This window comes from Candidatus Acidiferrales bacterium, assembly GCA_035515795.1.
GTDB lineage: Bacteria > Bacteroidota > Ignavibacteria > Kryptoniales > JAKASW01 > JAKASW01.
The window spans coordinates 43,592-69,535 of record DATJAY010000028.1 but is presented as its reverse complement, the minus strand read 5'-3'; the positions used below and the strand labels follow the sequence as shown (position 1 = coordinate 69,535).

General features: G+C 48.4%; 22 protein-coding genes. 4 read left to right on the top strand and 18 right to left on the bottom strand.

Translation table 11 applies throughout. From position 1 onward, the window contains the following. Both VLX91_12130 and galK read left to right on the top strand, forming a co-directional pair. The coding region (locus VLX91_12130) for a DUF4982 domain-containing protein (protein ID HUI30955.1) at nt 1-908 on the top strand (908 nt) is incomplete at its 5' end. Between the two features lie 106 nt (nt 909-1,014). After that, entirely contained in the window at nt 1,015-2,211 is a 1,197-nt protein-coding gene (galK, locus tag VLX91_12125) for a galactokinase (GenBank protein HUI30954.1), read from the top strand. A 136-nt stretch (nt 2,212-2,347) separates the two neighbouring features. On the opposite strand, the gene VLX91_12120 is transcribed toward galK, so the two are convergent. The 5 genes from VLX91_12120 to VLX91_12100 are packed head-to-tail and all read right to left on the bottom strand — an operon-like array spanning nt 2,348 to nt 6,763. Further along, nucleotides 2,348-3,541, bottom strand: coding sequence for a YeeE/YedE thiosulfate transporter family protein (locus VLX91_12120; GenBank protein HUI30953.1), 1,194 nt, complete (start codon nt 3,539-3,541; stop codon nt 2,348-2,350). A 9-nt stretch (nt 3,542-3,550) separates the two neighbouring features. Beyond that, entirely contained in the window at nt 3,551-4,072 is a 522-nt protein-coding gene (locus tag VLX91_12115; protein HUI30952.1) for a YeeE/YedE thiosulfate transporter family protein, read from the bottom strand. Continuing rightward, on the bottom strand, nt 4,069-4,731 hold the full coding sequence (locus tag VLX91_12110) for a cytochrome b/b6 domain-containing protein (protein HUI30951.1): 663 nt from the start codon (nt 4,729-4,731) through the stop codon (nt 4,069-4,071). Before VLX91_12110 ends, VLX91_12115 begins: the two co-directional genes overlap by 4 nt. 1 nt (nt 4,732) lies before the next feature. Next, nucleotides 4,733-6,301 carry a tetrathionate reductase family octaheme c-type cytochrome gene (locus tag VLX91_12105; protein ID HUI30950.1) on the bottom strand — a complete coding sequence of 523 codons (1,569 nt, stop codon included), beginning with the start codon at nt 6,299-6,301 and terminating at the stop codon, nt 4,733-4,735. A 3-nt stretch (nt 6,302-6,304) separates the two neighbouring features. Further along, the gene (locus VLX91_12100) at nt 6,305-6,763 is read right to left on the bottom strand and encodes a MerR family transcriptional regulator (protein HUI30949.1); all 459 of its coding nucleotides are present in this window, start codon (nt 6,761-6,763) and stop codon (nt 6,305-6,307) included. A gap of 230 nt (nt 6,764-6,993) precedes the next feature. Here VLX91_12100 and VLX91_12095 point away from each other — a divergent pair, with 230 nt between their 5' ends. Next, nucleotides 6,994-7,539: a hypothetical protein gene (locus VLX91_12095; protein ID HUI30948.1), complete on the top strand. Its 546-nt coding sequence runs from the start codon at nt 6,994-6,996 to the stop codon at nt 7,537-7,539. 221 nt (nt 7,540-7,760) lie between these two features. Then, nucleotides 7,761-8,510 carry a DUF4386 domain-containing protein gene (locus VLX91_12090; GenBank protein HUI30947.1) on the top strand — a complete coding sequence of 250 codons (750 nt, stop codon included), beginning with the start codon at nt 7,761-7,763 and terminating at the stop codon, nt 8,508-8,510. A 14-nt stretch (nt 8,511-8,524) separates the two neighbouring features. Here VLX91_12090 and VLX91_12085 read toward each other — a convergent pair whose 3' ends face one another. The 13 genes from VLX91_12085 to VLX91_12025 all read right to left on the bottom strand — a co-directional run bounded on the left by VLX91_12085 (nt 8,525) and on the right by VLX91_12025 (nt 25,723). Beyond that, nucleotides 8,525-8,761, bottom strand: coding sequence for a hypothetical protein (locus VLX91_12085; GenBank protein HUI30946.1), 237 nt, complete (start codon nt 8,759-8,761; stop codon nt 8,525-8,527). A gap of 134 nt (nt 8,762-8,895) precedes the next feature. Further along, a complete protein-coding gene (locus tag VLX91_12080; GenBank protein HUI30945.1) occupies nt 8,896-9,510 on the bottom strand; it encodes a hypothetical protein in 615 nt (204 codons plus the stop codon). 499 nt (nt 9,511-10,009) lie between these two features. Next, entirely contained in the window at nt 10,010-10,918 is a 909-nt protein-coding gene (locus VLX91_12075) for a metallophosphoesterase (protein ID HUI30944.1), read from the bottom strand. A 45-nt stretch (nt 10,919-10,963) separates the two neighbouring features. Next, nucleotides 10,964-11,878, bottom strand: coding sequence for a metallophosphoesterase (locus VLX91_12070; protein HUI30943.1), 915 nt, complete (start codon nt 11,876-11,878; stop codon nt 10,964-10,966). Nucleotides 11,879-11,968: 90 nt separating this feature from the next. Further along, on the bottom strand, nt 11,969-13,468 hold the full coding sequence (locus VLX91_12065) for a T9SS type A sorting domain-containing protein (protein ID HUI30942.1): 1,500 nt from the start codon (nt 13,466-13,468) through the stop codon (nt 11,969-11,971). 50 nt (nt 13,469-13,518) lie between these two features. Then, complete coding sequence (locus VLX91_12060; protein HUI30941.1) at nt 13,519-16,329, bottom strand: TonB-dependent receptor; 2,811 nt, start codon at nt 16,327-16,329, stop codon at nt 13,519-13,521. Nucleotides 16,330-16,596: 267 nt separating this feature from the next. Next, nucleotides 16,597-19,521, bottom strand: a complete 2,925-nt coding sequence (locus VLX91_12055) for an anaerobic glycerol-3-phosphate dehydrogenase subunit C (protein HUI30940.1) — start codon at nt 19,519-19,521, stop codon at nt 16,597-16,599. Beyond that, nucleotides 19,521-20,474, bottom strand: coding sequence for a cation diffusion facilitator family transporter (locus VLX91_12050; GenBank protein ID HUI30939.1), 954 nt, complete (start codon nt 20,472-20,474; stop codon nt 19,521-19,523). The genes VLX91_12055 and VLX91_12050 overlap by 1 nt, the downstream gene beginning before the upstream one ends. Nucleotides 20,475-20,606: 132 nt before the next feature. Further along, nucleotides 20,607-21,920, bottom strand: coding sequence for a hypothetical protein (locus tag VLX91_12045; GenBank protein HUI30938.1), 1,314 nt, complete (start codon nt 21,918-21,920; stop codon nt 20,607-20,609). A gap of 263 nt (nt 21,921-22,183) precedes the next feature. Next, nucleotides 22,184-23,002 (bottom strand): C1 family peptidase, encoded by an 819-nt coding sequence (locus VLX91_12040; protein HUI30937.1) that lies wholly within the window; start codon nt 23,000-23,002, stop codon nt 22,184-22,186. 81 nt (nt 23,003-23,083) lie between these two features. Next, nucleotides 23,084-23,515, bottom strand: coding sequence for a hypothetical protein (locus VLX91_12035; GenBank protein HUI30936.1), 432 nt, complete (start codon nt 23,513-23,515; stop codon nt 23,084-23,086). A gap of 316 nt (nt 23,516-23,831) precedes the next feature. Beyond that, on the bottom strand, nt 23,832-24,893 hold the full coding sequence (locus VLX91_12030; protein HUI30935.1) for a glycosyltransferase family 9 protein: 1,062 nt from the start codon (nt 24,891-24,893) through the stop codon (nt 23,832-23,834). A gap of 29 nt (nt 24,894-24,922) precedes the next feature. Then, on the bottom strand, nt 24,923-25,723 hold the full coding sequence (locus tag VLX91_12025) for a methyltransferase domain-containing protein (GenBank protein HUI30934.1): 801 nt from the start codon (nt 25,721-25,723) through the stop codon (nt 24,923-24,925). Between the last annotated feature and the right edge of the window lie 221 nt (nt 25,724-25,944).

Below are 25,944 nucleotides of genomic sequence, written 5' to 3'. Positions count from 1 at the left end.
AATCGAGTGCATACTGTACCCGGGGAACATATCAGACGGACACTGTGAACTGCTACGTCTCGGATTACGATGTCAATAATCCCTGGTGGGGAACCACTGCTGAAAGATGGTGGAACATTTACGCGGCAAGGCCCTTCCTGACGGGTGGATTCGTCTGGACTGGTTTCGATTACAGAGGCGAGCCGACACCCTATAGATGGCCTGACATAAATTCTAATTTTGGCATCATGGATATGTGCGGATTTCCTAAGAACAACTACTATTATTACCAGTCCTGGTGGAGCGGTGAGAATGTGCTGCACATCTTCCCGCACTGGAACTGGCAGGGAAAAGAGGGCCAGTCGATAGATGTCTGGTGCTTCAGCAATTGCGACAGTGTCGAGCTGTTGCTAAACGGTAAGAGTCTCGGAAGAAAAATAATGACACGAGATTCGCATCTTGAGTGGAATGTACCCTACGAACTTGGAACACTTGAGGCATGGGGATGGCGGGACGGTAAGGAGATGAGTACCGAAGAAGAAACTACGGGAGAGCCCGCGGCCATCAAACTCACATCGGATCGCGATACGATTCGTGCAGACGGCGAAGATGTCTCCGTCGTCACTGTCACTGCCGTCGACTCGCTTGGCAGAGAAGTCCCCGCCGCCGGTAACCTGATCAACTTCAGTTCCGAAGGAGAGGGTTCGATAATCGGGGTTGGTAACGGCAATCCGAGCAGTCACGAGCCCGACAAATATCTTGACGGCAATTATCAAAGAATGCTATTCAACGGAAAGTGCGAGGTGATATTATTATCCACTCGCCATCCAGGCGAGATAAAACTCGATGCGCACAGCCAGGGTCTGAGATCGGCGACGGTTACTATACATGCTACACCCTCACAATCCATTCCGATCGTCGGTAAATGACTCAAGTTTTGAATACGTGTGCAGGAACTCGCGGGATTCAAAAGTACAAGGACATAATTTTGATTTCTGGAAGCAAACAAACGAACCATGGAACTGCTAGATATTTATGAAAGATGAACAGACAATAATTAATTCGTTAAGGGAAAAGTCGGCGCGATTATTTAATCATAACGATGGCCAATTGATAGTCAGGTCACCAGGGAGAATAAATCTGATAGGCGAGCACACCGATTACAATGAAGGTTTCGTTCTTCCTTCGGCGATAGACCGGGCGATTTATTTTGCGATAAATGCAAGGAATGATTCCGAAGCAAGGCTGTACACTCTGGATTTTGATGATGATTTCAGGTTTGACGTGAGAAACCCGGTAAAGTCAAACAAGAGCTGGGCGAACTATCTCATCGGGATAGTGAGCGAACTAAACAAAAGCGGTCGCCATATCGGGGGGTTCGACTGCGTCTTTTCAGGAAATATCCCGATTGGAGCAGGGATGTCCTCATCAGCGGCGTTAGAAGCCGGATTGGCTTATGCGCTCGATATGATGTTCAACCTGGGACTGGAACGCGGTGAATTGGCCGAACTTGCGCGGCAGGCAGAAAATGATTTTGTCGGGGTCAAATGCGGCATCATGGATCAATTTGCAAATCTGTTTAGCAAAGGGAAATCGGTTTTGTATCTCGACTGCAGAAACATGGAATATGATTATTTACCTTTTGTCAGAAAAGATATTAAGGTGATTCTTTGCGATACCGGTGTGAAGCATAGTCTTGCATCTTCAGAATACAATCTTCGCAGACAGCAGTGCGAAACCGGCGTGCAGATAATGAGGAGATACGACCCTCAGGTGAAGAGTCTTCGTGACGTGGACTTTGAAATGCTTGACGAGCACGCAGCTGAGTTGGGTGATGTTGTCTACAAACGCTGCCGCTATGTTCTCGAAGAGAACATTCGCGTCAACTCCGCAAAGCATTACCTCCAGCAGAGTGACTATGCAAGTTTTGGGGAACTGCTCTATCTCTCTCACGAAGGAGCAAGGGAGAAATATGAAGTGTCCTGCGCTGAGCTGGATCTGCTCGTAGATACGGCGTCGGGGATTAACGGAGTATTAGGTGCAAGGATGATGGGAGGTGGGTTCGGAGGCTGCACATTAAATCTGGTCGAGGATAGCTCGGTCGAAGAATTTGAGGGGAGCATCGGAGAGGTTTATAGGAAATGTCTCGACAGAACCGTTCGCATTTACGAATGCAGTCTGATGCCCGGGACTGAGGTCATCGCGAATTCAGGTCACTTCAGACAAGATTAAACTGGGGAACTCGAGGCGAGGCGGAAGGCGAAGCCATTTTCGGGATAGCATCCGATCGTCGCCCGCAGAATTGTCTGGCAACCAATGATCTGCAGAAGCGTGCATCTCCTTTGTCGGCGGCGTGCCGTCATTCAGTTCAGCACCCACCCTGAATTTTTTTCTTCTTGATTTCTCGCGGTGCCTTGTCTTTGTCGGCGTCGATCATTTTTAGTATCTCAATTCGTGCATTCTCGCGGAACTCCTTCACATCGGCATCCCATCGTGTTCCGGTGGGGACAAACATCGACGGATTCAGGATCGTCTTGTTGAATTCATCAAACCCGCCTTTCAATACCGAAAGGTTTTCGTAGCCGAGTTCATGCAGAAGTAAACAAGCAGTGCGTTCCTCCGCCTCACTATCACCGACGATAACCTTTTTCATATGTCGCTGTGAGAACGATGAGACCGCATCCTTGCTGAAAAAGTCGTTCATTTGAATATTGCTCGAGCCGGGTAAGGCGAGCTTGGCGTATTCCGCGGGCTGACGAATGTCTATGATGCGGATATTGGGTTCCTGATCGACAATGCGAAAAGCAAGCTCATCGACCTCCATTGTCGCTGTCGGATGAGTCGCGATATAATTTTGAGACGTGACTTTTTCAATGAGGCTTGTCTTCCGATCGGGCAGGAAGACAAACAGAATGCCAAGCGCGAGTATCACGAACCCCGCCGCAAAATGTTTCATCGGTTTGAATTGCAGCGAAGGCGCCGCAGTTTTGTTTACTCTTTTCTCGATAATTGTCGTAATTGCAAATGCACCGACCGCAACCGCGATCAATATGAACGTAAACAATCCCTGTGATACGCCGAGTGAATCGAAGATTTTTGTCGGGCCGAGAAACGTCGAGTCGAAAAATTTATCGTATAATGGAAATAGCTCACCGAACGCGAATACTCCTAGAAGTCCGCCGCCGATGAAAAACATCCCGTCGACTTTACCGATTGCCGCTGCGGTGACGCTCGTGCCGGGGCAGTAGCCGCCCAATATAAATCCTACACCCATTATAGCTCCGCCCACGAGTGCGGGGAGTAACCATGTCGGATTAACATAAATGACATCGGTGTCAAGAAGTCCGAAATAGCCGAGCAAGATGACACCGCTTGCCGCCGTCACCGCGGCGGTAAAGAACACGCGCAGCACTGCAAAATCGTATCCATAAAATACGCCGGCTAATTTTCTGGATGAAGAAAATCCAGCTTGTTCCAGTACGAAGCCGAATGCAATTCCGAGCATGAGAGCAACGACCAGATTCAGCTGGTCGGAAATTAAATCAGGTACGAATGGTCCCATGGTTTCACCTCAATCCTTCTGTATCCACAACTTTCGTCCGAAGAATGCAACGGCATACCCGGTTCCGAAGATTGCGATCATCGTTATGAACCCTGCGGTCGAGAGGACAGCCATTCCGCTCAACGCCGCGCCGCTAGTGCAGCCGCGCGCGAACTGTGCCCCGATGCCGAACAAAGCGCCGCCTATCGCTGCAAAGATCCAGCGAACTTTCGGCTTCACTTTTGGGCCGGCCTCCGTGACGATCTTCAACCGGTCGGAGATCAATCCGGAAATGAATCCTCCTATCACCACGCCGACGATTTCGAAGAAGAGCCATGATTTAAGCGGGCTGTCTTTTCCGGAACCTACATACGTCCCGAAGAACGGAGATGATTCGGTGTGTTTCGGTGCGATGCCGTCTGCGATTGCGATGACGGCATCTTTGATCGCACCGCTCGCTCCGAGACCTCGTCCGGTAATAAATATCGTTGCCAGCAATACGAGGCCCAAAAAAAATCCGGCAAGATATGGGTTCATATATTTTATATTCATTTCGTCACCTCACCAAATTTTTCTGAAATAATTTCACCCGTTTTATTCTCATGTTCTTTCGGCAAATCTTCGTATCCGGTTATCATCGCTTTGAGGTTTGACGTAACCGTCTGCCCGGTCGTGATTAGATATAAGTGAGCGATGAAAAACGCCACGAGGAGGAATGCTCCGATCGTGTGAATCACGGCAACGACCCGGAGTCCGCTGATATTCAGTGCGAGAACTTCATAACGTTGGGGGTACCGGTAGAACATATATACAAGCCCGCTGAGGACCATTACCGGAATCACGAGCACCTTCAAGCCAGCGTAGACGAGCTTCTGTAACGGATTTAATTTGCTCAGGACAGTCTTCTTTGTCGGATGAGGCGCATTGTTGAAGATTCCGAAGACATAGTACTCGGCTTGCGCGCGCATGTTTTTCCAGGTAGGGAGGTATTGTTTCCATTCTCCGGTCGTGAAATGCCAGAAGATTGCAAATGCAATCAGGATAAGGAAGGTCCACGCAGCAATGTCGTGGTATCTCACTGCCTGGTCGTATCCAAAGAACTTTATCGACCCATGAATCTCGAATCCGGTGACACCGAGAAATATGATGAGTGCAGCCTGGGTCCAATGCCAGAAGCGTTCGAACCTTTTGTAGATGTATTCTTTTTTCATTTCAGTTCCCTCCCTTTCCTTTTCGGCTCATCATAATCCTTCCACCGCCATGCAGGACAACTCCAACGAGAGTGAGGAGAATCAGTCCGGCGCCGAAGTGTTCAACGACCGGATTGTAATCTCTGCCGGGGAGATAGAATCCATCAAGGCTCGCGAGACGGCCGTTGTCGCGCGTATGGCATTCGTTACACTGGACTGCTTGCTCTTTAGACGAGACCATGTGATTGACCGGCCAATACATTTCCGTCTGGGCGAATCCGTAATTCCCACTGTACGACAGGTTGACCTGCTTCATCCCTTCTTCAGCGGCGCGCTGCCAGTTGAAGTCGGCCCAAAATCCGCCGTCACCTTTCTTTGCGGAGTATAGCTTCGGTTGAATAAGGTAATTGTATCCGACGTCGTAGATTTGTTTCCCGCGATGAATTTTCACGGGATAAATCTTTGAATCGGGATCGTCATAACTACCGTACAGCTTATTTACCTCAAGCGGCTTTGACGCATTGAATGTATCGCCGAGTAGATAGTGGGATGCCGTACCGTTAAACCAGACATAATCAGGCTTCAACATTCTTCCCCATTTGAATGATCCTTTGATGGACATATAGCTGTCGGTGCCGTTGGAATCTTCGTCTACATAAGCTTTGCCGTCTTTCAGTTTGCCGGCCGTGGACCAATCCCAATAAATTTTTGTAGGATTCACCTTCGCAAAAACCGGTATGTGACACGTCTGGCAGGCGACTTTGACTGTGTGCTCGTTCAAGACATCGTCGTTGTGCGGTAATGTGCCATGACAACTCTCGCATTGTACGCGATTGCGGTTCATCGATGATACCGAATACATTTTGCCTAACATCTGGTGTTTCTTTGCGGTATGGCAATCGACACATTGCATGTCGAGCCCGTCCGTCGCCATGTGGACGTCCACGTCGCGAGTCGGATCGAAGAGTGCCTGCTCGAGATCGCCGTGTTTCACATTGTTGCCCCCTCCGCCGAAGAAATGACAGACGCCGCAATTTGTGCGCGTCGGTTTACCGACATGCTGTGCCACGAAGCTCAAGTTGACTGAACTGTCAGGCATACCGGCTTTTTCGCTTGCCTTCATGTAGGTGCCGCTGTTATCATGGCACGCGAGACAATCGACGTTGAGCGAGTCTTTGAAATAAGAATCCGTATTAGCATATCCGTATCCGGCGTGGCACCTCGTGCAGCTTTGCTCGCTCCCCGCAATGCCGATGCAGAAATTGTTCAGGATATTTCTTTTCCCGATCGACCTGATGCCCTTCCCCTCGATATATTCGAGCCGCGTCCAGTTCCAGTGGGTCGAGTGCATCACTTCCTGGGCCCGACCGTTGTGGCAGGATATGCATGCCGCGGTCACCTGCTGCGGGCTGCTGAACTTTTTCTTGAGCTCGGGGAACAATGAATGATCGACCGAAGGTGTCGACTTGACAGAGTATTGCTGTTTCAAAACTGTGAGCGGTGGATTATCTGCGCTGTTCTTGTGCAGCGCGGTGAAAACCATTACGGCAAAGACCACCAGCACGAAAAGCGGAAGAAAGATTTTTTTCATAGGCTACTCGTCGTCTGTTAAATTAAGAGAAGACATTACATCGTGGTGAATAAGCGATTTGATTTTCTCGCAGTCGCCGGAAAGCTGGTACACCTTGCATCTCCGGCAATCCCGTGATGAACAATTTTCCTGCTTGTCTCGATACGTCCAGCAGCCAGCGTCGCTGCGGAGGTATGCAGGACATTTCACGCGCTGCTCGTCAGGACATTTGATGTGTTCCCAGCAGGGAACGAGCGACTGAATGCGGCGGATCCCTTCGATAGAAATCTTGTGGTCGTTGATCGCGGTGCGAATGCATTTTATTCTCTCGATGTCCGACTCGGAAAAGGTTCGCTGGTTATTATCGTCTTTGACCGTGAGCGTAAGCCCGCGCCGCTCGTAGAGCCTTATGGTCTCGACAGAGATCTTCAGCATCTCTGCAACTTCGCCGATGGAATGTGTGAGCGTTTCCTGACTTTGCATATCAAGGATCCCGATTTCGGGACCTGTATTTATAAATACAAGTGTTATGCCGGTAGAAATGCGGTATTTTGAGGGATTTGGGTGAGATCAGGAGGAATAAAGTCACAGATGGAAAGATGCGAGAGACTCTTCGCCGCAAGAAACCCGTTTTAAATGTAAATCGAAACATTCGAGGAGCGGTCTCCGTACGGTCACAAAGATGACGAGCCTTATTCCTGTGGGGATAAGTCATGTCATTCTACGTCCGAGTCACAACTTTGAAGGGAGCTGAAAATGAGAGAACATGCTGCAGAGACTTTGTTGCACCTCGAGGTATGTCCCTATCATGGATCACTCGCTTTTCATTCTTACTTAATCAAGATTTCGCAAAAGGAGACCAAAACATGAACACGGTTGTATCGATGAAACGGATTGTGATTGCCACGCTTTTCGGCCTGGCTATGGGTGTGGTCTGCGCGTCTGCGGCATTCTCTGCCGGCTTCCTGAAGTTTACGCCTGTCAATTTGATTTGGGTGCTGATGAACAGGGGCATCATGGGCTTTACCATCGCTATCTCCGGGCTGAGGTTAGGATGGGCCTGGAACGGTGCCATCATGGGATGGCTGGTCGGGTCGATCTTCTCCTACTTCCTTTTCATGCACATGGGACCTGGACCGGTGCCGGTGGGCAATGCCATCATGAATGGGGTGTTCGGTTTGATTATCGAGTTCTTCACGACGGTAGTGTTCAAGCAGCCGTCGCCTTCAGCGCCTCGCAAAGCGGCCACAATGGCATAGAGTAGTGGAAGCATCCTGTTAGGTGGCAGTCGGTATTTCGGATTTAGCACCTCACATGTGGCTCAACATAATCGATGTTCAACGACGAAAAGAGCAGGCCAGCGCTTGGAGATTCCACGCACGAAATTCAATATCCATGTCAGAGTGGGTGTGTCACTATCATAATCCAATCTGATTTTTGCACAAAGTTGTTTCAATCACTTGCATAGTGAGGAGAGAGTATGAGCACGACAACAATGATGGATCGGATCGCAGGAGCATCGCCGCATTCCCAGTCGAGGATGGCTGGAGTGATTGCGCTGATAACCACGACGACAGGTTTCGCCTCGGTCGTTCGCGGCCAGCTTGTCGTATACTGGAACGCCTCGGCTACAGCGCACAACATACTGTCACACGATCTGTTGTTCCGGTTGGCTTTCGTCGGCGACATCATCGGCTTGTTATATATCGTGTATGCACTTCTTCTGTACAACCTATTTAAACCGGTAAACAGGAGTCTTTCCGTGCTTGCGGTGACCTTCAGCCTCGTGGGAAGTACTATTCAGGGTCTCAACTGCGTCTTTCAGTTTGCCCCTTTGATTATTCTGGGAGGATCGCAGTCCTTGAGCGCATTTAATACGGATCAGCTGCAGGCGCTGGCTCTCATGTTTCTCAAATTTTATGATCAGGGATACAACATCAACATGGTACTCTTCGGAACCTATAATCTCCTGATCGGTTACCTCATTTTCAGATCGACTTTCCTTCCTCGAGTTCTGGGGGTGCTGTTGGCAATTTCGGGTTTGTGCTACCTGGTCAATTGTTTCTCGGGCTTTATCTCACCCGCATTCGAGACGCATCTCGTGCCTTACATTCTGATACCCGGTGCTGCGGAATTATTGCTTGCCTTATGGCTCGTCGCGATCGGAGTTAATGGTCAACGGTGGAACGAACAAGCCGCCGCCTCAGGATTCCGCAGGACAGCGCAATAGACAAAATCCCGGGCTCAAGCCGTGGAGTTCTTCACGACTTGAGCTGCCGTATGTTTATCGGCGCTGGAAAGCTCGGTACCAGGTAAGAACAAATTAGATTTTTGAGGAATTATGTGTGGAAGATAATCGAAAAGGTGGATAGCGGTTACTTCGAAGAAGATTGGTGAGAACTGCGGGTAGTGCAGCGCCACGGTTAAGACGAGTGAAAGTTCTGCGTTAATGTTGTTCGCTTCGTACCATCCGCTATTCATCTATTTCCAGCTTATGTCTCGGATCCCGTCAGCATCATGTGATATCCTCCAAATAAAATTCCCCCGCGAGGGCGGGGGATAGGGAGAAGTAGGAAAAGAAAAGAAGTCTCTAATCTTCTCCTAGTTATTTCGGATCAAAACGCTCCGAACTTGAATGTGAGAAAGGCTGAGAAGTTAGACATATCCGAATCCGTTATTCCCGGCAGGTCGCTCCCTCTCACCAACCTGTAACTGACTCCTGAATTCAACCTGAAAAATCTTGTGATGTTGAGCTCCGCGCCTACGCCCGGCTCAAACACAAAGACCGTCGACGTCCGTGAAAGGGCATCATAGTAAGACTGACTGAAGCTGTTCCAGTATCCATAATTCACACTGCCGCCACCGATGAGAGTCGAGACGGAGTAGTGGATGAGCGCGTTCGGATCGCCTGTGTATTCCAAGAATAATCCACCGTATCCGAACTGGGTCCTGAGATCGCTCGTTGCACCGTAGTACAATTGTGCAGCAGGCGAGGCGATAATGTTGTTCACAAGGCCGTAACCTCCTCCACCGAGAAGAAACGAATGATTTATCAGCCAGCCGCCGTAACCTCCGACGAGTACAGCGAACTTGTTATTGAACTCCGAAAATCTGACAACAGGCCCGCCGTAGCCGCCGCTTTGAATTGGCTGATCGATGAGCGTTTGTTCCTGCGCTGACAATTGCGCCGTGAGCACGAAAGAAAAAATAACGAAAATAAAATTTTTCATGTCTCCCTCAATTGAAATTTTACGTTCCTGCAAAATGAAAGGGAAGCTTCGATCATTAAACATTCCCTTTGCGCCGAAATAGCGGGTTTATCATTGTTCCAGCATACCGCGGTGTGACACAATGATAGGTACGAGATACTCCAAAGAAGGTTTCAGTGGAACGACAAAAGATGAACAACGGCTTCTGGAAAGGACATCCGGAAAAATAGGCGCCATATGATCAGACCATGGCATGAAGAGCGAACATGTTTCGATGGATAGGGAAATGCGTGTGACAAACGCGCTTTCAATGCGTCAAAACTCCATAAATAGGAATTTTGATCGACATAGCCATCATGAATATTCAGCAGTTTCAGAAGCCGGAAAAGGAATGAGATTTAAGTACGCAACCTTCTTGACGGATCTCGTCACCCTAATTGTTTTGACCGTTGCACTTTACTTGCCTTGGAAGGAGAGATCGCGTTGATGCTATTGCTAAATCTAACTCTGATGTACGTGGTTATTTTTCTGACTTGTAACTATCAATCACCTGGAGGTTATGTCCTGGTCGCGCGTCGACAGTTTCGAGATCGGCCTTGTTGCCGTTGAAGGTGATGAAAGTTATGCATGGGAACGATTTTCCCGAAGGAGTGAATGCTGTCTTATCGCTTTCGGGTGTTGGATCCTTGAAACTCGCGCCGCCTGTGCCGTTGATGACGTGCACGATCCCATCCTTCTCGTCAACCGTTCCATCGGGACGCAGAGGCTTCGTCCTGAGATAAATATGCGCGTGCCCGTTGAAAATAAACTTGCAGCCGTGTTTATAAAGACTCTCGACCCACGGCATACAAATGTCGGCATAGCTCTCTTTGTACGATAAATCGCCGTAAGTCGGATTGTGCCAGACGCCGATTATCCAGTCGGTGCTCGGAATTGTGGCAAGGAGGCTGTCGAGCCAGTGCTGCATCACATCTTTTGGGGTTGCATACCCGTCACAGAAAATCACATCGACATTTGAAACATGATAGGAATAAAAATGTGTCGATCCATTGGCTGAATTTGTCGGCAATATCCCGGCGGTGTATTTGTCAAAATTCTTTTCTCCGTCTTTGCTTTTGAATTCATGGTTGCTCGTGCACATGAAAAATTTCCCCTTGACGAAAATGCTGTCGACTCCGGGATAATGAAGAGTTCTCTGCCACGACGCATCTGTGCCATCATGTGTGAAATCTCCGCAGTGAACCTGGAAATCCCAATCGGTGATCTTGTATAGAAGTATATGTGCAATATCAGAGCAAGCGTTCTCGGCGTTTTCTCTCGAATCGCCCCAGAGAGCGATCTTTATTTTGTGTTGAGCAAAAAGCTCGGTTTGAAACAGTGCAAGAACGAGAAAGAGGAGTAAAAGTCTAAGGTTGAATTTGCATCTCATGATGGTCCTGTCAAGTCTTATGAAATTTGATTACATGTATCGTTGCTACTTTGTTATTGTCACTTCGTGTAGAATTGCGCTATTTTCATCAATCATCCTGAAGTTGAGCGAATCGCGGTACGCAGTAACTGAGAGAAAACCGAGAGAACCCTTGCCGTATACGACATCCGGACGTTTGTTGACGTCTCTATGTTCTGCTCCGCCGCCGCAGACGAAGAAGTCGATTCCATTGTCGCAAAGATGTTGCATCACGTGATCGTGGCCGCAAATATAGACCGGGATATGGTGGCGTTCAAGGACGGGAAGTACGTCGTAGATTAATTCCGGAGTGTCTCCGTGTGTCGGTGCTGCCGAGTAAATCGGGTGGTGGCCGACGACAATCACCCACCGATCATTAGATGCTGACAAGAGTGAGTCGAGCCAGCGGACCTGTTTGGCCGGATCCTGCTCTTTGACATGGTATTGCTCATCGCGCTGCTGATATTCCGTCACGAAAGGTGGAGTGTCAAGATGGACGATAAGTATTTTCGTCGAGTCGTCAATATTCTCTTCCTGTGCATAGTATCGCGAATGGAAATCCCAGCGTTTTGAGTAATTGGAATAATCAAGTTCGGCCTGCGGACTTCCTTCGTAATCGTGGTTTCCGAGAGTTGGATACCATGGTATTTGCAAGGACGCATGGGAATAGATGTCTTCATACTCCGTCTTCCAGCGTGAGTCAGTGGCGCTTGAGATTCCTTTTCCATGGTAGTTGTCTCCGACAGTGACGACGAATTGATCCTGATTTTTCTCGGCATCTCTTCCCATGGCCGCCGCGACCGCTTTTTGGTTTTCTGACGCAAATCCACCCCAGTCGCCGATAATGAGAAATCGAGCGGATGAGTTGATTTGTTGTTGAGCAAAACCGAAGCGGACAGTTATGAGAACAAACATTAGAGTTGCAAACAGCCTGTGTTTCATGAAATCTCCTTGATGATCAAAAAAATCTCGATGCAATTTTTTGAGAATTGCATCGAGAAATTAATTAACATTTTCTGTGGGTAGCGATTGTCACTTAACCAATATCATTTTCTTTGTGATAGAATTAGCACCGGCTTCCAAACGATAAAAGTAAACACCGCTCGCGAAATTGCTGCCATCGAATGTAGCCGAATGCTGGCCCACGGTCTGCTCGCCGGCAAAAAGCGTGCTGACTTCTTGACCGAGGACGTTATAGACCTTCAACGAAACATAGACGTTCCTGGGAATGCTGTAACTGATCTGTGTCGAAGGGTTGAAAGGATTCGGATAATTCTGATCTAGTATAAAGCTCGATGGGACGTTGGAGTTTTGATTTTCGATGGCCGTAAGCAGGCCATACGCTCCGATGTTTGCATCACCCGGCAATGTCAATGTATCCGTACCATTTACGAAGTATGGGTTCCACCAGTGATTCGAGGAAGTAGGAGCTGGCGGAGTAAATCCGTGTCCTATAGCAGGAGATGAACCAAGCAAGTGGTAATTATTTGACCCATCAAGGGTATTCCAGTCGTTTGTGAAAAATGGCTGGTAACTTACAAAGAGGTTACTGGCTTTCACATCAAAGATATCGTCCGGTGCAGGTCTACCGACTCCGTCGGAAGGATAGTAGCGTGCTGTCCCGCTCAAACTGTCGACTGAGTAGAAGAACAGGTTGTTATCATGGACGGTCCTCAAGGTGTCAGCTATTGTTGTAATCTCAAGTCCGCCGTACATATCACCAATTATGTTGTTGTAAATCTGAGCGCGCGCGCTTGCATCTACGAGGATGCCGTATCCGAGTTCGTCGATTCGGCGCCATCCCCCGGCAGCGATTGTATTGTTATGAATGCATACATTGGTTATGCGAGCGACTGTCGTGGAAGCATTGATCTTGATTCCATTTCCGCCCGCTCCCCAGATGACATTGTAGGCAATTTCGCCGATCGTACCGGACTTTACGTTGATGTTATCGCCGTCTGGTGCACCAACCCATTTCAAGGTGTTGCGAAGAACACTTGCATTCCCCCCGTGGAGACCGATACAGTCATCAACAGTGCCCACGACCACATTATCCGTGAAGACGGTGTTCGTGGTATTCGCGGCATCGGAAGAAATGTCGAATGTGCGATAAGCGTGACCCGACGCGTCATTGCCTCCCGCCCAGGTAATGATTGCAAACCTGACGCTGATGTATTTGCAAGAATCTCCAATGATGCCTCCCCACATTCCAGGATGTTTTGCAGAATCCACAAAGGCAGTCGTGATCACAATGCGGTTTGTCGATGTTCCCTCACAGATGAAGGTTCCGAGGACATCTATCCAACATGCAGCGCCCGTCGAAGGATTGTTCTTCATTAGGAGCGTGTCGCCGGGGCTGATTGTGAGGGTGTCACCCACGTTAACATACAGGCTGTCGTTTACAACATATGTATGGTTGGGTGCAGTTTTTCCCTTCACATAACCCGCCAACGTATCTGGTAGTGTCGCTTGTGAGAATGCTGCTCCTGCTGCAAAAAAAGGGAGCAGAGCAATTACTAAAAGTTTTGACATTGTTTCTCCTTTGATTGTGATTGTTGATTTTACTATTCATTCCAGTGAAACTAAAAATCATAGCTGATTCCAACCGATCCCCCCATCTTGTTTAGGTCGCGTTCGACAACTATCGGTACATGCTTGAGATACTCTCCGGTTTCTATTTCGGTGATATCCTGGGCATTTGTAAGGTTGGTTAGTTTTAGATTTAACTTCAGGTTGAACAACAGTGTTTGTTCGCCGGAAAAATCGAGCTGTCCGACTCCTTCTTCGTATGTGTCGTAACCGTCCAACTGGGCAACGGCACGGAGTCGTTTTCCCGTGTAATTATAGGCGAGCTCTAACTTTGTTCCCCAATTTGGGTTATCGTATGAGAGTATGACGTTAACAACTTGAGGTGACTGGGATGGAAGCGGCGTCGTTTCTTTGTAATACAATTGCGTAAGGTCACCGCTATTTATGTCTTCTACGGTGACTTGCTTTATGCTTGAAATTTTTGAAATGACATAAGCGTAATTGACTGTTGCACCGAAATTACCTATGTGTTTTGAAATCACGCCTTCAAAGCCATATACGGTGGCAGGATCGCCGTTAATCTTTGTGGTGTTGAGCACCACTCCAATGGAGTTGAATTCGTCCTCGATAGGATCTTTTATTCTTTTGTAGTAAACCCCTGCCGAAAAAACGTCAGTAGAGTTTGGATAATATTCATATCGCAGATCTACGTTCGTTGATACAGCGGGACGAAGTCCCGGATTTCCGGTCGAAGAGCTTTCGTCCGAGCGATCAACGGCAGGGACCAAGTCGAAATAACTTGGGCGGCTCATGCTCTGAGTCACTGAAAAGTGAAGAAGTTGCTCCGGGGTAAGTTCATATCTGAAGTGGATACCGGGAAGGATGTTGACCATAAAAATATTTGCCTGTCGGAGACTATCTACAGGATTCGCCATTGTGTTATATATGTCATGAGCCTGTTCCCATCTCATTCCACCGAGAATCTGCAATTGGCCGAGGATTGCTTTGTATTCAAAATATGATGCGAGAAGGACTTCGCTTGCTTTATAGTTCTGGTATCCATACACGGAGGTCCCTGAAGTTGTTCCGTATCCAAACACGGTCACAACAGCACTATCGATTGTTGTAAAGGGTTCTGTGTGTCCAGCGTAAGGACCGCTGGTGAAAACATACGGATTTAGTTTGTAATCGTCCTCATAATTTGCGCGCCGGAGTCCCTGAGCCTCCATGCCGACCTGGAAAGTCTGCGTACCATCCGACGTCAAATGGTATGTTCCATCTAGTTTCCCGAGATACTGACGATCGTCATTCCTTCTCCAGTCGTGAGTTATGTCCGCTAATCCCAACGTGCCTGACAAAACATGCTGAGCATTGTAGTTTTGATAGACAGAATATTCAGCTTCATCCGGTCGATCCTGCAAAGCATCCGTGTAATTAAGTGTCCATGTTATCGATATGGGCGAATCTGTGAAATGCCTGCCTCCAAGAGAAATGCTGGAGATATCCTGCGTTCGCAGTGCCGAGCGGTGTGAGTAAGTAAAATCGGCAGCTCCTCGTTCACCATCGATTGTCACTTGAGTCTCATGGCGTGTCTGGGCTTCCTGTTGAACGACATACATGTAAGTCGCGGATAACTCGTGACCCTCGCTCGCGATGAAGTCTGCGTTTAGTACTGCGCCGCCCCTCATCCTGTTTGTGTAGTAGTTTTGATCTGTTGAATCAGCACGATACGGGATTAGGTGGCCGGATTGATCGAACGTGTTGATGTCTGAGGAGACGGAATAAAATTGAACGGGGACATAGACATAAGTGTTTTGAAAGGCACCGGCGGCCATGATGCCGAACCTGTTGTCGAGGAATCGATCGCCGACAAGGCCATTAAGCAGGCCATCGGGGAGGGCAGCTTTGTTTGTGAATATCAAGTTTGCGGTCGTAAAGTCGGAGGGCGTCGGATTGTAACGTGGTTTGATTTGTGTGGTGGGGTTTTCATCGTCCACTGTCCCGTGCAGTCGCTCAGGATCAAGATCATTTACTGTGCTTCTGTCGAAGGTGCTGAAAGCGCTCCCCACGACGCCGGAGCTTGATCCGCTTGCAGCACTCAGCGAAAATGTGAAGTCCTGTGGAGCTTTTCTTAGGATGAGGTCGGTTGATCCGCCTATTGCGTCACCTGCTAAGTCGGGCGTTAATGATTTTTCAACTTCTATCCTTTCAAAAAGCGATGACGGGAAAATGTCCAGAGGTACAAAGCGGTCCTTGGCTTCGGGGCTCGGTATTTTTATTCCATCGACCAGAGTATTGTTGTATTGCTGCTCGAGTCCGCGCATCACGACATAGCGGGCTTCACCCTGCTGGCGGATCAGCGACATGCCGGAGACTCTCTGCATGACGTCCGCCGCCGAGAGGTCGGTAGATTGTTCGATTGCCTGCGCGGAGATCACATTCACGATGTTTTCAGAGTTTTTTTCCGTGGCCCTTGCTGCTGTTTCAAGCGTGTTGTTTGCTCTTGCTTCGATTATGGTCTCGCGAAGCGTTATCGCGTTTTCTTTTAGCGTGAAATCTCTGACAAGCACGCTCGTGTCACTCGGAATATCTATGTCCCCGCCGGCGTTTGTGTAGCCAATTCCATAAGCCGAGATTTTATAGCTCCCTGCAGGCACGTCGCTAATTTCGTAGGCACCGCTGGTATCTGTCATCGTACCGAAGCTCGTTCCGTCAAGAAACACAGCGGCACCGACTATTCCAGATTTGCTCTTCGTTTCTTTGACATGTCCCTTGATCGTTCCGCCGATTGCGATTTGTTCCGATGCAGCCAAAACTAAGAAAAGCAGCGCGCAACTAACTCTCAACATGAACCCTTCTTCCATGAAAATGAAACAAGTTTTTGAAATCGCTTTGACTGTGAGACGTCTATCCCTCTGAACCCATTCGTCAGACGAATCTCGGATCAAAATACCGAAGTGGTATTAAGCGATGGTTAAGGGGACAATGCCTTTTCAGGAAGAAATTGTTAAGAGGGCAGCCCTGTTGGTTTTTAGCGGGAGATGTTAGTCGACCGCTTTACGTAGTGGGAGATAGAAAAATGCGAAAGTAGGGAGAAAACTAATTCACCTGCATAGCGGAACTGTTCATGCTTATTCTATAAGGCTTTTCCCGAAGGAATCCGTTTGCAAAATTTTTGACACGGTTTCTTCATCTGAAAATCCTTTTTGCGCGTTCTTGTGCTGACCTGCTGTCCCGTCGTACATCCTATAGCTTTCCAGTAAGATCTTTGCGAGATGCTCAACTTTCACGTTTGCGCCTTGCGAAATCTGGATGTTGCATGTTCCGCAGGTCGTAATTACGGAATCGACCTTCCTGTCCTTTATCTGGTCGAATAAATTTGCCCCCGCTTCCATTGAAAGATCATAGAATTGTTTTTTCAAACCGAAAGTTCCCGCCATTCCGCAGCAGGTATCCTCGTCCAGTTCTAAGATTTCTAGATCAGGGATGAGTCGCATCAGATCGATCGGCTGCTTTCTTACGCCGAGAGGAATCGAATGACACGGATTATGATATGTAACAGATTTTTCAATCGGGCCAAAGTCCGTGTTAAGTTTACCTTCCTTATGGAGTACTGAAAGATAATCTGAGAGCTCGAATGAATGTGCGGCGACTTTTTCCGCAGAAGAGGTAGCGAGCAAAATTGGATAATCTTCTTTTACCGCCAGCGCGCAGCTTGGGGCGGAGAAAACTATGTCGAAGCCTTGATCTATGTAAGTTTCAAGCTGAGCTGTGTTCCACGCGGCATCGGGGATCACCTCACTTTTGCTCCCTGTAGTTATACGTGCAATCCCGCAGCAACGAAGGCTGTCGAGCACTCGAACATCAATCCGGTTTCGCCTGAGTACTTCTACTGCGGCAAGTCCTTCGCCTGTAACGTCATTGTAGTTTGCAAAGCAGCCGGAAAAGTAAATGACTCTGCCTTGGGGGGTCTCCGTCTTTCTATTTAATCCAATTCGTTTAAAAAGCGGTTTGTGGAAAAGGGGGAGCTGTCTTCGATAGTCGATGCCGAATAACTTTTCTGTAAGCTTGCGAAAAATCTTCAGACCCGATGCCAGGTTCGCGATCGTCGGGCTAACCGAAGCGGCGGCCGAAAAAATCGGGAGTCGATTGATAAATTTATCTTGTCGGGATTTTTCTGTCTTTTCAAAAAAGATCGTCTTCGCCTCGATCACCATTCCGGGAATGTCGATCTGCGTTGGACATTCTGTAAGACAAAGCTTGCAGTTGAAGCAGTAGTCGAGAACATCCTTGAAATCCTGTTTCCCCAAAATGTCCGAGTCCAAACCCCCGCTTATAATTCCACGAAGTACATTTCCTTTTGCGCGCGGGGTCGCCCTCTCGTCAAATGTTGCGAGAGCTGTCGGACAGTAACTCAGGCACAATCCGCAGCCATGGCATTTCTCTATCTCGTTTGCCATGTCAGCCTCGTCGAGAGATGTCGCCGTTCCGACTCTTCTGTAATTTTCACCATAACGTAGGTCGTGGACGACGGACTCGTTTTGGCTTCCGATGATTTTCCCCGGATTCATTATTCCGTCCGGATCAAAAATTTCCTTCACTCCTTTGAAAAGCGAATAAATCTCTTCGCCATAGAGTTTGGACAGGAAAGGAGTTCGCAAGAGTCCGTCGCCATGCTCGCCGCTCAGAGTTCCGCCAAGGGATATTGCAAGATCATAAATTTCATTTGCGATCGGATCGATTTTCGCCAGATGCTCCCTGTTCTTCTGATCGAGGAGGAGAATGGTGTGAGTGTTTCCGTCGCCAGCGTGGCCATAAAGAGCACATTGCAGGTCGTATCTTTTGAGAATTCTCTGCACACCAACCAGGTAAACCGGAAGTCTTTCAATCGGGACGGCAACGTCCTCCACAAACGAAGTCTTCTTTCCGGGCTTTTCTATTTTGTAAAAGATTGCGGACGCTTCCTTGCGAACTCGCCAGAGTTTGGATGCCTCATTTTGGTCGCGCGGCATGATCTGCCTTTGACTTAACCCCAGGATTTTGAGATGCTCGGATAGCCTGGAAATCTTCCCTTCTGCAAGACCTGGTTCTGTTTCCTCAAACTCAAAAATAACTATCGAGACGAAATTCTGTTTAAGTATCTCGTCCAATACCGGATCGATGCCGAGCGCCGTGTTCGAGAAGGTTTTGTCCAGCATCTCCACTGCCGACGGACCGAATTGCAAGGAATCTTTTGCGGCGGCGGCGCACGATTCGTAGGATGAAAAATATGCGATCAGGTTCCTTCTCTCTTTTGGAAGACGGACCAGTTTTAATCTTGCTTCGACGACTATCCCGAGTGTCCCTTCGCTTCCGCAGAGCAGTTTTGTCAGGTCTATCGCGCCGTCTTTGACCGTGTCCTTCAGGTTGTAGCCTGAAGAATTTTTCGAGGTCTTCGGAAATCTTTTGTCAATCAAGTTCTTATGGGGGAGAAGGATGTCCCCCACTTTCCTGATGAATTCGTTTTCAGACGCTTCTGCCGAAAAAGTCCGAAGTTCTCCCCCGGACGTAACGACCTTCAACTCGAGCACGTTGTCCTTCGTGGCACCGTACTTAACCGTGTGCGGACCCGCCGCGTTCGTTCCGATCATTCCGCCGATGACGCATTGCTTACCTGTGGATGGATCGGGACCGAACATAACCCCATGCGGCAAGAGGTATCTGTCGAGCTTGTCCAAAACTACTCCGGGCTGTACACTTGCAGATTGTTTTGCCTCATCGATGCCGAGTATCTCCCGGAAATATTTATTGAAGACAAGGATAATCCCGCTCCCGATCGATTGCCCGGCCAGACTTGTGCCGGCTCCCCGGCTCGTAATCGGAATTTGCCGCTCGGAGCAATATCGGACTGTCTCGATGACATCTTCGATATTCCTTGGCACCACGACGCCGAGCGGCTTGATCTGGTACATGCAGGCATCCGTGCTGAAGAGCGTTCGGGAAATCTCGTCGAAGAGTACTTCACCCGAGATCTTTTTTCTCAGGTCGCTTTCAATGTTTTGTGGATTGGAACTCATCAAGAGGTCTTTGATCTGCGGTTTCCGTCTTTATACTGCGGAATCAATTCTTCGCCGCAATCTTGGTTCAGCCGGGTCTCCAGCTGGAACGTCGGATGGTCGATGCTGAATCTCGCTGCAAGCTGCTGCTCTAGCTCCCAGGTTATTTCAATAGTGCGGCTGAGCTGCATGTCATCGACCACGATATGCGCCGACAAAGCGCGGAAATTGGACGACAAACTCCAGATGTGAAGATGGTGTACCCCTTTGACTCCCGGAAAATCCTTTATGAAGCTTCCCACTTCGTTGAGATCGATTCCTCTTGGGGAGCCTTCGGTAAGGATGTTGGTCGATTCGAGCAGCAAGTCCCACGAACTCTTTATGATGAAGACGCCGATGACGACGGACATGATCAAATCAAGCGAGGAAAATTTTATGAAGGTGATAATTGCAGCGGTGACGATCACAGCTCCGGACTCCAGAGTATCCGTTATCAAATGGAGAAAGGCACTCTTGATGTTGAGATTTTCTCTTCTATGCTTGCGAAGCAGCAAAACCGACGACAGATTTGCCGCTAACCCGACAATTGCTACTATCAGCATCATTACCGAATCGATGTGCACCGGATGTCGAAAGCGAGCAAGCGCCTCATAAATTATATAAATGCCGATGAGAACGAGGAGAACGGAGTTTATGAATGCCGCAAGGATTTCGAAACGGAAGTAGCCGTAGGATTTCTTGGTGTTGCCTGCCCAGTCCATCATCCGGCTGGCGATCAGACTGATTATCAGCGCGATGAAGTCGCTGAAGTTGTGCATCGCGTCAGAGATGAGTGCCAGGCTTCCGGACAGAATGCCGCCGATCAGCTCCACCACTGTAATCAACCCGTTTAGAAGTATTGAGTAAAGAAGCGGCCTTCCTACATGAACTTTTTCGACGAACACAGACTTCTCGGCAATGTACTCGGGCTCCATCTTTGGAATTTGATGAGTTGAGTTCTTAGAATCAACTCAATGAAGGGGATAGCTTACAGCCGGCCGATGTGAAGCCTTAAAAAAGAATATGGTATTTCCTTGACCCATCTTCAATAAGGATGAATCGCCATATTAAAAATGGAATCGAATGCCGGTGGAGATATAAAGCTCCGAAAAATTCACGGAATGGGCCTTGAGCGTTTTCGTTTCACCGTTGGAAGGATTTGTGTATTGTACCTCCTGCACATCAACCGACGAGGGGATGAAATTTCCACTCAGCATACAGTGAAGCGAAACGTGGCGCGAAAAGTAATAGTCGTAACTGGCACAAACTTGATATCCCAACACGTTCTTTCTCTCATGGAACAGAACTGCTGTATAGACGAATCCGGCGGACAAATACTCCGCAGACAACGTCCCGCCGACGTACAACGAATTGAAACTTGGACCGGCCTCAAGTGCAACTTCGGAGCGTGATGAAAGCAGACTATCCACAGGTAAGGCTACGTATGTTAAAAGCAAGCTGTAAGAAATACCGCGACTGCCTTCGGTTTCCTCATCCGGACCCTCGACATCCCGCTCTGCAATGTCGCTAATGTATCTCAATCCTAACCGAATATTGCTGGCTAGATCATAGTCGCTGGAAATATCCCACGCAAAAGGATTCCCATAATTGCTTGGATAGTATGCAGTTCCAAGCCAGCCATTCACCGTTCCTCCGAAGCCGGAAGAATTAAATGCCGCATTGAGATTGTCACCCGCCGGTCCTGTTATAGATACCGCTCCACTCACCGAAAGATGGACCCTTGGGATCGGAGGCTCGGGTAATCGATTCATTTCATTAGAAGTCAATCTGCGACTTTGAACAGAGGGCTCTGCGCTTCGCGAAATGAAATCACGCAGCTCAGGCGGGGGTGTAGATTGAAACAAGGCGTTTTCCTGCAACTCCGGCAATACTGCAATGTATCTCTCCTGATGTCCGTTCAGGATGAAGTCATCGTCGTCAAGTCCGTGCGCAGCACCCACAGTTCCTCCGAAGATTGCTCCACTGAGGCCGAGAAAGATTCCTGCTAGTTCTGCCTTTTCGCTGGCATTCATGCTGAGAAACTCATCGGCTGGATCGTCGCCGGAAGAGTAGCCTATAAAAGCTCCGACCGCGGCGCCGGTCAAAAGACCTATGCCTGCCCCGGCCCACAAACAGCTATGTCTCGGAACAATAATGCGATTTATCTCAGAAGGGTACAGCCGCGCTGCATATTCACTGATCTTGTCAGCGTCATACGACGAATCACTTTTCCAGACCACAAGTGTACTGCTGTCGGCAAAAAGAATTCTCCACGTATGGCAACCGCCGTCGTGAGTGGTTATGGTGACTTTTGATCCCTGCGCATTTAGAAGATCTGCCGCGAGCACCAGGATCAAGAGTGTTGAAATGAATTTCTTCATGACTGTCCGCAACCGTGAATTCGTAATCTCTGCTTCACATGGTAGTATTTCATGAAGTTATGCTGCATACAAACCCGTGACACACATCTTAATGTATCGGAAAACGTATTTCATTCCAACTGAAAAACTTTCAGCGCGAAGAACTTGTCAAACCGAAATGCAGGAATGGCAAGTCCACAAATGATATCTTCCCAAGTATTTAGAAAAACTTCATGGCTCACAGATACGAAGTCACGATCTATGAGCCATGACTTGTGAGCTTACTACATGTGTTCGCCTCTTCGAATTGTCCAGATGTCATCCGACAGATTTCTGTCGGCGAGATAATCATAGGGCATTGTAAAATAGCCGCGCTGTCCCCAGCTTGCTCCCCACGAATTGCGTATGATGAAACGTTTCTGTGAATCATCATAACCAACGGCAACTACCGCATGACCGCCCATCACCTTCTCGCCCGGCTGTGGCATGTTTAAGATCCCGGTTTGCGCGACTTGCTGCGACTCGAAACTTTCATAGACCGTGAACCCAAATACAAATGGGAATCCACCGGCAAGACAGCTTCGCATTTCGTCTAACGTCAGGATGCGCTGGTACGAAGTGATAACATGCTGGAGCGCATCTTTGTAACACTTCGCTGATGGCTTGGCTGCAAATTTTGCGACGTTGTAGGGCCATTCTTTTTCCGGACACACTCCCTGTTTGGCGAGCGTTTTAATGCCATCACGGATTTGCGCGCCGGAATCTGACTTTACCGTGTGTTCAACGGCGCGCTCGTCATAATAAATGAAGAGTCTGCTCAGGTCGACGAGTTTCATGCCGTCTTTCTTCTCCAAGAATTCAAGCGCGCCGACCAGTGCGTTTGCCGTACAACTTCCAAGTTGTCCTTGGTTTTCAACGGGTGAACAAGTCGGTCGAAGATCCATCGAAGATGGAAGTGGGGCAATTGCCGGACGAATTTGTCCGTACAAGAGATCCCGGTGATCCGGCAGATCGGGCAGCCAGCCGTAGCCGAGTTTGCCGGATTGTGTCTTTCGTGTGCTCCGCGATTTTCCCGCGCGGGATACTTTCTTTCGCTTTGCCATATGATCCTCCTGCTTTTTGGCTTTGAGTTATTTGATAGTTGAATTCTGAAATTGTCGGTCGTTCGGCTGCAACAGTTATTCCTATGTTTCGTTTTCCCGTTTTTGGGCGAGGCTTCGCTTGTTGGTTTTGACCAGAGTCATCTTTTGCTCTGCCATGGCATCTTTGACTTGACGAGCACGCTTGAAAAACTTGTAGACACCCGTGCTTCCGCCTGAGACAAACAACCCGGTGATGATCATCGATAGAGGATGGGATTCGGTCGAATTGAAAATAGTCCTAACCATATCGAGATTGAACTGAAAGACGATTGCGATTGAGACGGCGGCAGAAATCCAGGGTTTCAAGTCAAAATAATCGAGCCCGGTTTGTCGATCCAGGTAAGCCTCGACCCATTTCCAAATCCTGGAATCAAACACCTGGTAGAGCGCACGCTCAATAAGAAGTGCAAGAAATGCAAATGCCGCCATGATGGCGACGAACGTCTCCCAATAGCTTTCATTTATGGCTCCCATGATCAGCCTCGTTCCCTTGAAATCTTAAGTTTTAGATTGAAATTAGGCGCTTAATCAGGCGGCTCGGGACGTACGCGGCCGCAACATCGCAGGATTGCGGGAAATGAAAAATTTTGGCAGGTAAGGCCTTCCGGGTCGACCACTCCGAGCAGGGTGCCTGCAAAATCAACAATTCGGAATTCAGTATCCTCCTCACGATGCTCTCCTTTCGTGTACCATGATATGATAACTCTTTTCAGAGTGTTTGTCAAGTGGAGGAACACCAATTAGCACGCTGTTCTTTGCCTTTGGCTGGAAATCGGCGGATAAGGACCGCCTATATGTTTTTATTCAGGAGGCGGATAACTTTCTGGTAAACCATTTCAACAGGAAGTTCTTTGATGCATTTGAATTTTATATCCGTTCGCGAGCAGGTAAGCGGCCGGGGAGAGTAGAAGAAGCACGGCGAACAATCAAGATAAAGCGACGCGATCTCGTAGCTGGTGTGCCATGGATGAATGTAATTCGTGTTTGTCGGTCCGATTATGGCCACCGTCGGTATTTTCAATGCCGAAGCAAGGTGCATCAACCCGGAATCGTTCGTGACGAAAATGCTGCATCTTTTTACCAGTGCTGCGTTTGCTAGGATTGATTCCGTTTGCGGTATCAAAACTCTCGGCGTTCCTGAACCGTCCCGGATTTTATTTTTCAGGTCGGTTTCATCCGGTCCCCCGAATATCAAGATGTGGGCATTATTCTTCTCCGCCAGCAATTTTGCCAGCTCTGAAAACTTTTCCGGCTCCCATCGTCTCTTCGCTTGGTTTTTGAAAGTCGCTGAACCGGCATGAAATCCGATCACAAGATCTGAGTCTTTTATGCCCGCATTTGCGAGGTATTTATCTCCCTGCTGTTTTTCGTCGATCGGTAAAACAAGGTCGGGCTCTTCGGCTGCGGAAAAATCCAGCAGCTTCTCGCACATGCGAATATTTTCCTGAACGTTGTGGAGCAGATCGTTTTCCGTCAGCCGAACGTTGTTTAGAAATCCCAGCTCCAGTGAATCACGCCGCAGATAACTGACCGCGCCGCGTTTTCTCGCACCGATTAAGAATTGTATGATATTATATTCTCTTCTATTCGAGGGATATACATCTATAGACGCGTCGTATTTTTTCCGAAGGCCGAGCACAACTCCCAGCGACTCTGTCTTTGGCGCGCTCAAAAAATCATGGAAGAGGACTTTGTCGAAGAGTCCGCTCTGCTCATAAATTTCCTTTGCGCCCTTAAACATGACGAGCGCATCGATCCCGGTTCCCGGAAAATTTTTTCTTATCAGCGATGCCGCGGGAGTGAAGAGGAGGGCGTCCCCGATTCCGGAGAGAGCGATGACGAGAATTTTCAATTTTGCGTTTTGAATTTTGATTCCACGTCTTAAGGCTTTCTGGCGATGATTCCGCAGGACAGCGAAGTGTGGAGCATGATGGGAGTCCCGCGGAGTGTTTCTCTAATTTTCCTGCGGAAATTTGCAAGCGCCCTGATGGGGGTTGGATTGAGCGGGAGTTTTATCCCGAATTTTCCGAGTCCTTCGCGCACGACCCGGTAGAAAAGACTCGGGTACATCCACTCGCCGTACCGGTAAACTGGTACAACCCCGAGCGATCGCAAAAGCCTGTCGAGCTCAGGAATGGAGAACTCTCGTTCCCAGCCCGCAAACCATTTGTCGAGTGCGATGAGAATATGTTTCATTGCCGTGTAGACGTGGTACCGCTGAGGAACGTCGACCAAAAGCAGCCCGCCACTTTTAACGACCCGAACATTTTCTTTCAGCAGGTTTTTGGCATCATTTTCTCGAAAGTGTTCGAGAAGCCCTTGATGAAAAACCAGGTCAAACGAGTCGTCGGGGAACGGAAGTGAAAATGCGTTTCCGCCGATGGAACTTACGTCGATTTTTTCTTGAGCCGCGATGCTGTTTATTATGCTCAGTGAATTTTTTGAGTAGTCCAGCATGAACACACTCGCACCATGTTCCACCATGCCGAAGCTGTCTCGTCCCGTTCCGGCCCCTATCTCGAGAACGCGTTTCCCCCTGAGATCTGCAACTTTCAGGACGTTTCGCAGGACACGGTCGTCATTCGAATAGACTTCGCGGACTTCTTTTTTTTCCGACCAGAAATTTTCCCAGTGCGATTTTGTGGATTCTCTTTTTGTCTGCGCGGCTTGGTCCGTTTTCATTAATTGCTCTCTGTTGGCTTGAATCGGTAACAAATTTGTCTCTATTTGCCGACAGTTTCAAGATAGACCGAAATATAAAAGCGGACCGTTTGAATATTAACTGTTTATCAGGCTTGATTTCCTACCCGTGCTATTAATCACATGAAAAAGATTGATTAGTATGTTATATTAAATTAATAATTCTGGCAATCCAAAAGAATCTTTTAAAACGCGAATCAGAA

Excerpts from the sequence above, each read along its gene's own strand:
- VLX91_12060 (HUI30941.1), bottom strand. The coding sequence starts at position 16,329 with ATGGAAGAAGGGTTCATGTTGAGAGTTAGTTGCGCGCTGCTTTTCTTA.
- VLX91_12045 (HUI30938.1), bottom strand. The coding sequence starts at position 21,920 with ATGAAGAAATTCATTTCAACACTCTTGATCCTGGTGCTCGCGGCAGAT.
- VLX91_12070 (HUI30943.1), bottom strand. The coding sequence starts at position 11,878 with ATGAAACACAGGCTGTTTGCAACTCTAATGTTTGTTCTCATAACTGTC.
- VLX91_12095 (HUI30948.1), top strand. The coding sequence starts at position 6,994 with ATGTCATTCTACGTCCGAGTCACAACTTTGAAGGGAGCTGAAAATGAG.
- VLX91_12075 (HUI30944.1), bottom strand. The coding sequence starts at position 10,918 with ATGAGATGCAAATTCAACCTTAGACTTTTACTCCTCTTTCTCGTTCTT.
- VLX91_12080 (HUI30945.1), bottom strand. The coding sequence starts at position 9,510 with ATGAAAAATTTTATTTTCGTTATTTTTTCTTTCGTGCTCACGGCGCAA.
- VLX91_12120 (HUI30953.1), bottom strand. The coding sequence starts at position 3,541 with ATGGGACCATTCGTACCTGATTTAATTTCCGACCAGCTGAATCTGGTC.
- VLX91_12115 (HUI30952.1), bottom strand. The coding sequence starts at position 4,072 with ATGAATATAAAATATATGAACCCATATCTTGCCGGATTTTTTTTGGGC.
- VLX91_12035 (HUI30936.1), bottom strand. The coding sequence starts at position 23,515 with ATGGGAGCCATAAATGAAAGCTATTGGGAGACGTTCGTCGCCATCATG.
- VLX91_12055 (HUI30940.1), bottom strand. The coding sequence starts at position 19,521 with ATGAGTTCCAATCCACAAAACATTGAAAGCGACCTGAGAAAAAAGATC.
- VLX91_12090 (HUI30947.1), top strand. The coding sequence starts at position 7,761 with ATGAGCACGACAACAATGATGGATCGGATCGCAGGAGCATCGCCGCAT.
- VLX91_12110 (HUI30951.1), bottom strand. The coding sequence starts at position 4,731 with ATGAAAAAAGAATACATCTACAAAAGGTTCGAACGCTTCTGGCATTGG.
- VLX91_12050 (HUI30939.1), bottom strand. The coding sequence starts at position 20,474 with ATGGAGCCCGAGTACATTGCCGAGAAGTCTGTGTTCGTCGAAAAAGTT.
- VLX91_12105 (HUI30950.1), bottom strand. The coding sequence starts at position 6,301 with ATGAAAAAAATCTTTCTTCCGCTTTTCGTGCTGGTGGTCTTTGCCGTA.
- VLX91_12100 (HUI30949.1), bottom strand. The coding sequence starts at position 6,763 with ATGCAAAGTCAGGAAACGCTCACACATTCCATCGGCGAAGTTGCAGAG.
- galK (HUI30954.1), top strand. The coding sequence starts at position 1,015 with ATGAAAGATGAACAGACAATAATTAATTCGTTAAGGGAAAAGTCGGCG.
- VLX91_12040 (HUI30937.1), bottom strand. The coding sequence starts at position 23,002 with ATGGCAAAGCGAAAGAAAGTATCCCGCGCGGGAAAATCGCGGAGCACA.
- VLX91_12025 (HUI30934.1), bottom strand. The coding sequence starts at position 25,723 with ATGAAAACGGACCAAGCCGCGCAGACAAAAAGAGAATCCACAAAATCG.
- VLX91_12085 (HUI30946.1), bottom strand. The coding sequence starts at position 8,761 with ATGAATAGCGGATGGTACGAAGCGAACAACATTAACGCAGAACTTTCA.
- VLX91_12065 (HUI30942.1), bottom strand. The coding sequence starts at position 13,468 with ATGTCAAAACTTTTAGTAATTGCTCTGCTCCCTTTTTTTGCAGCAGGA.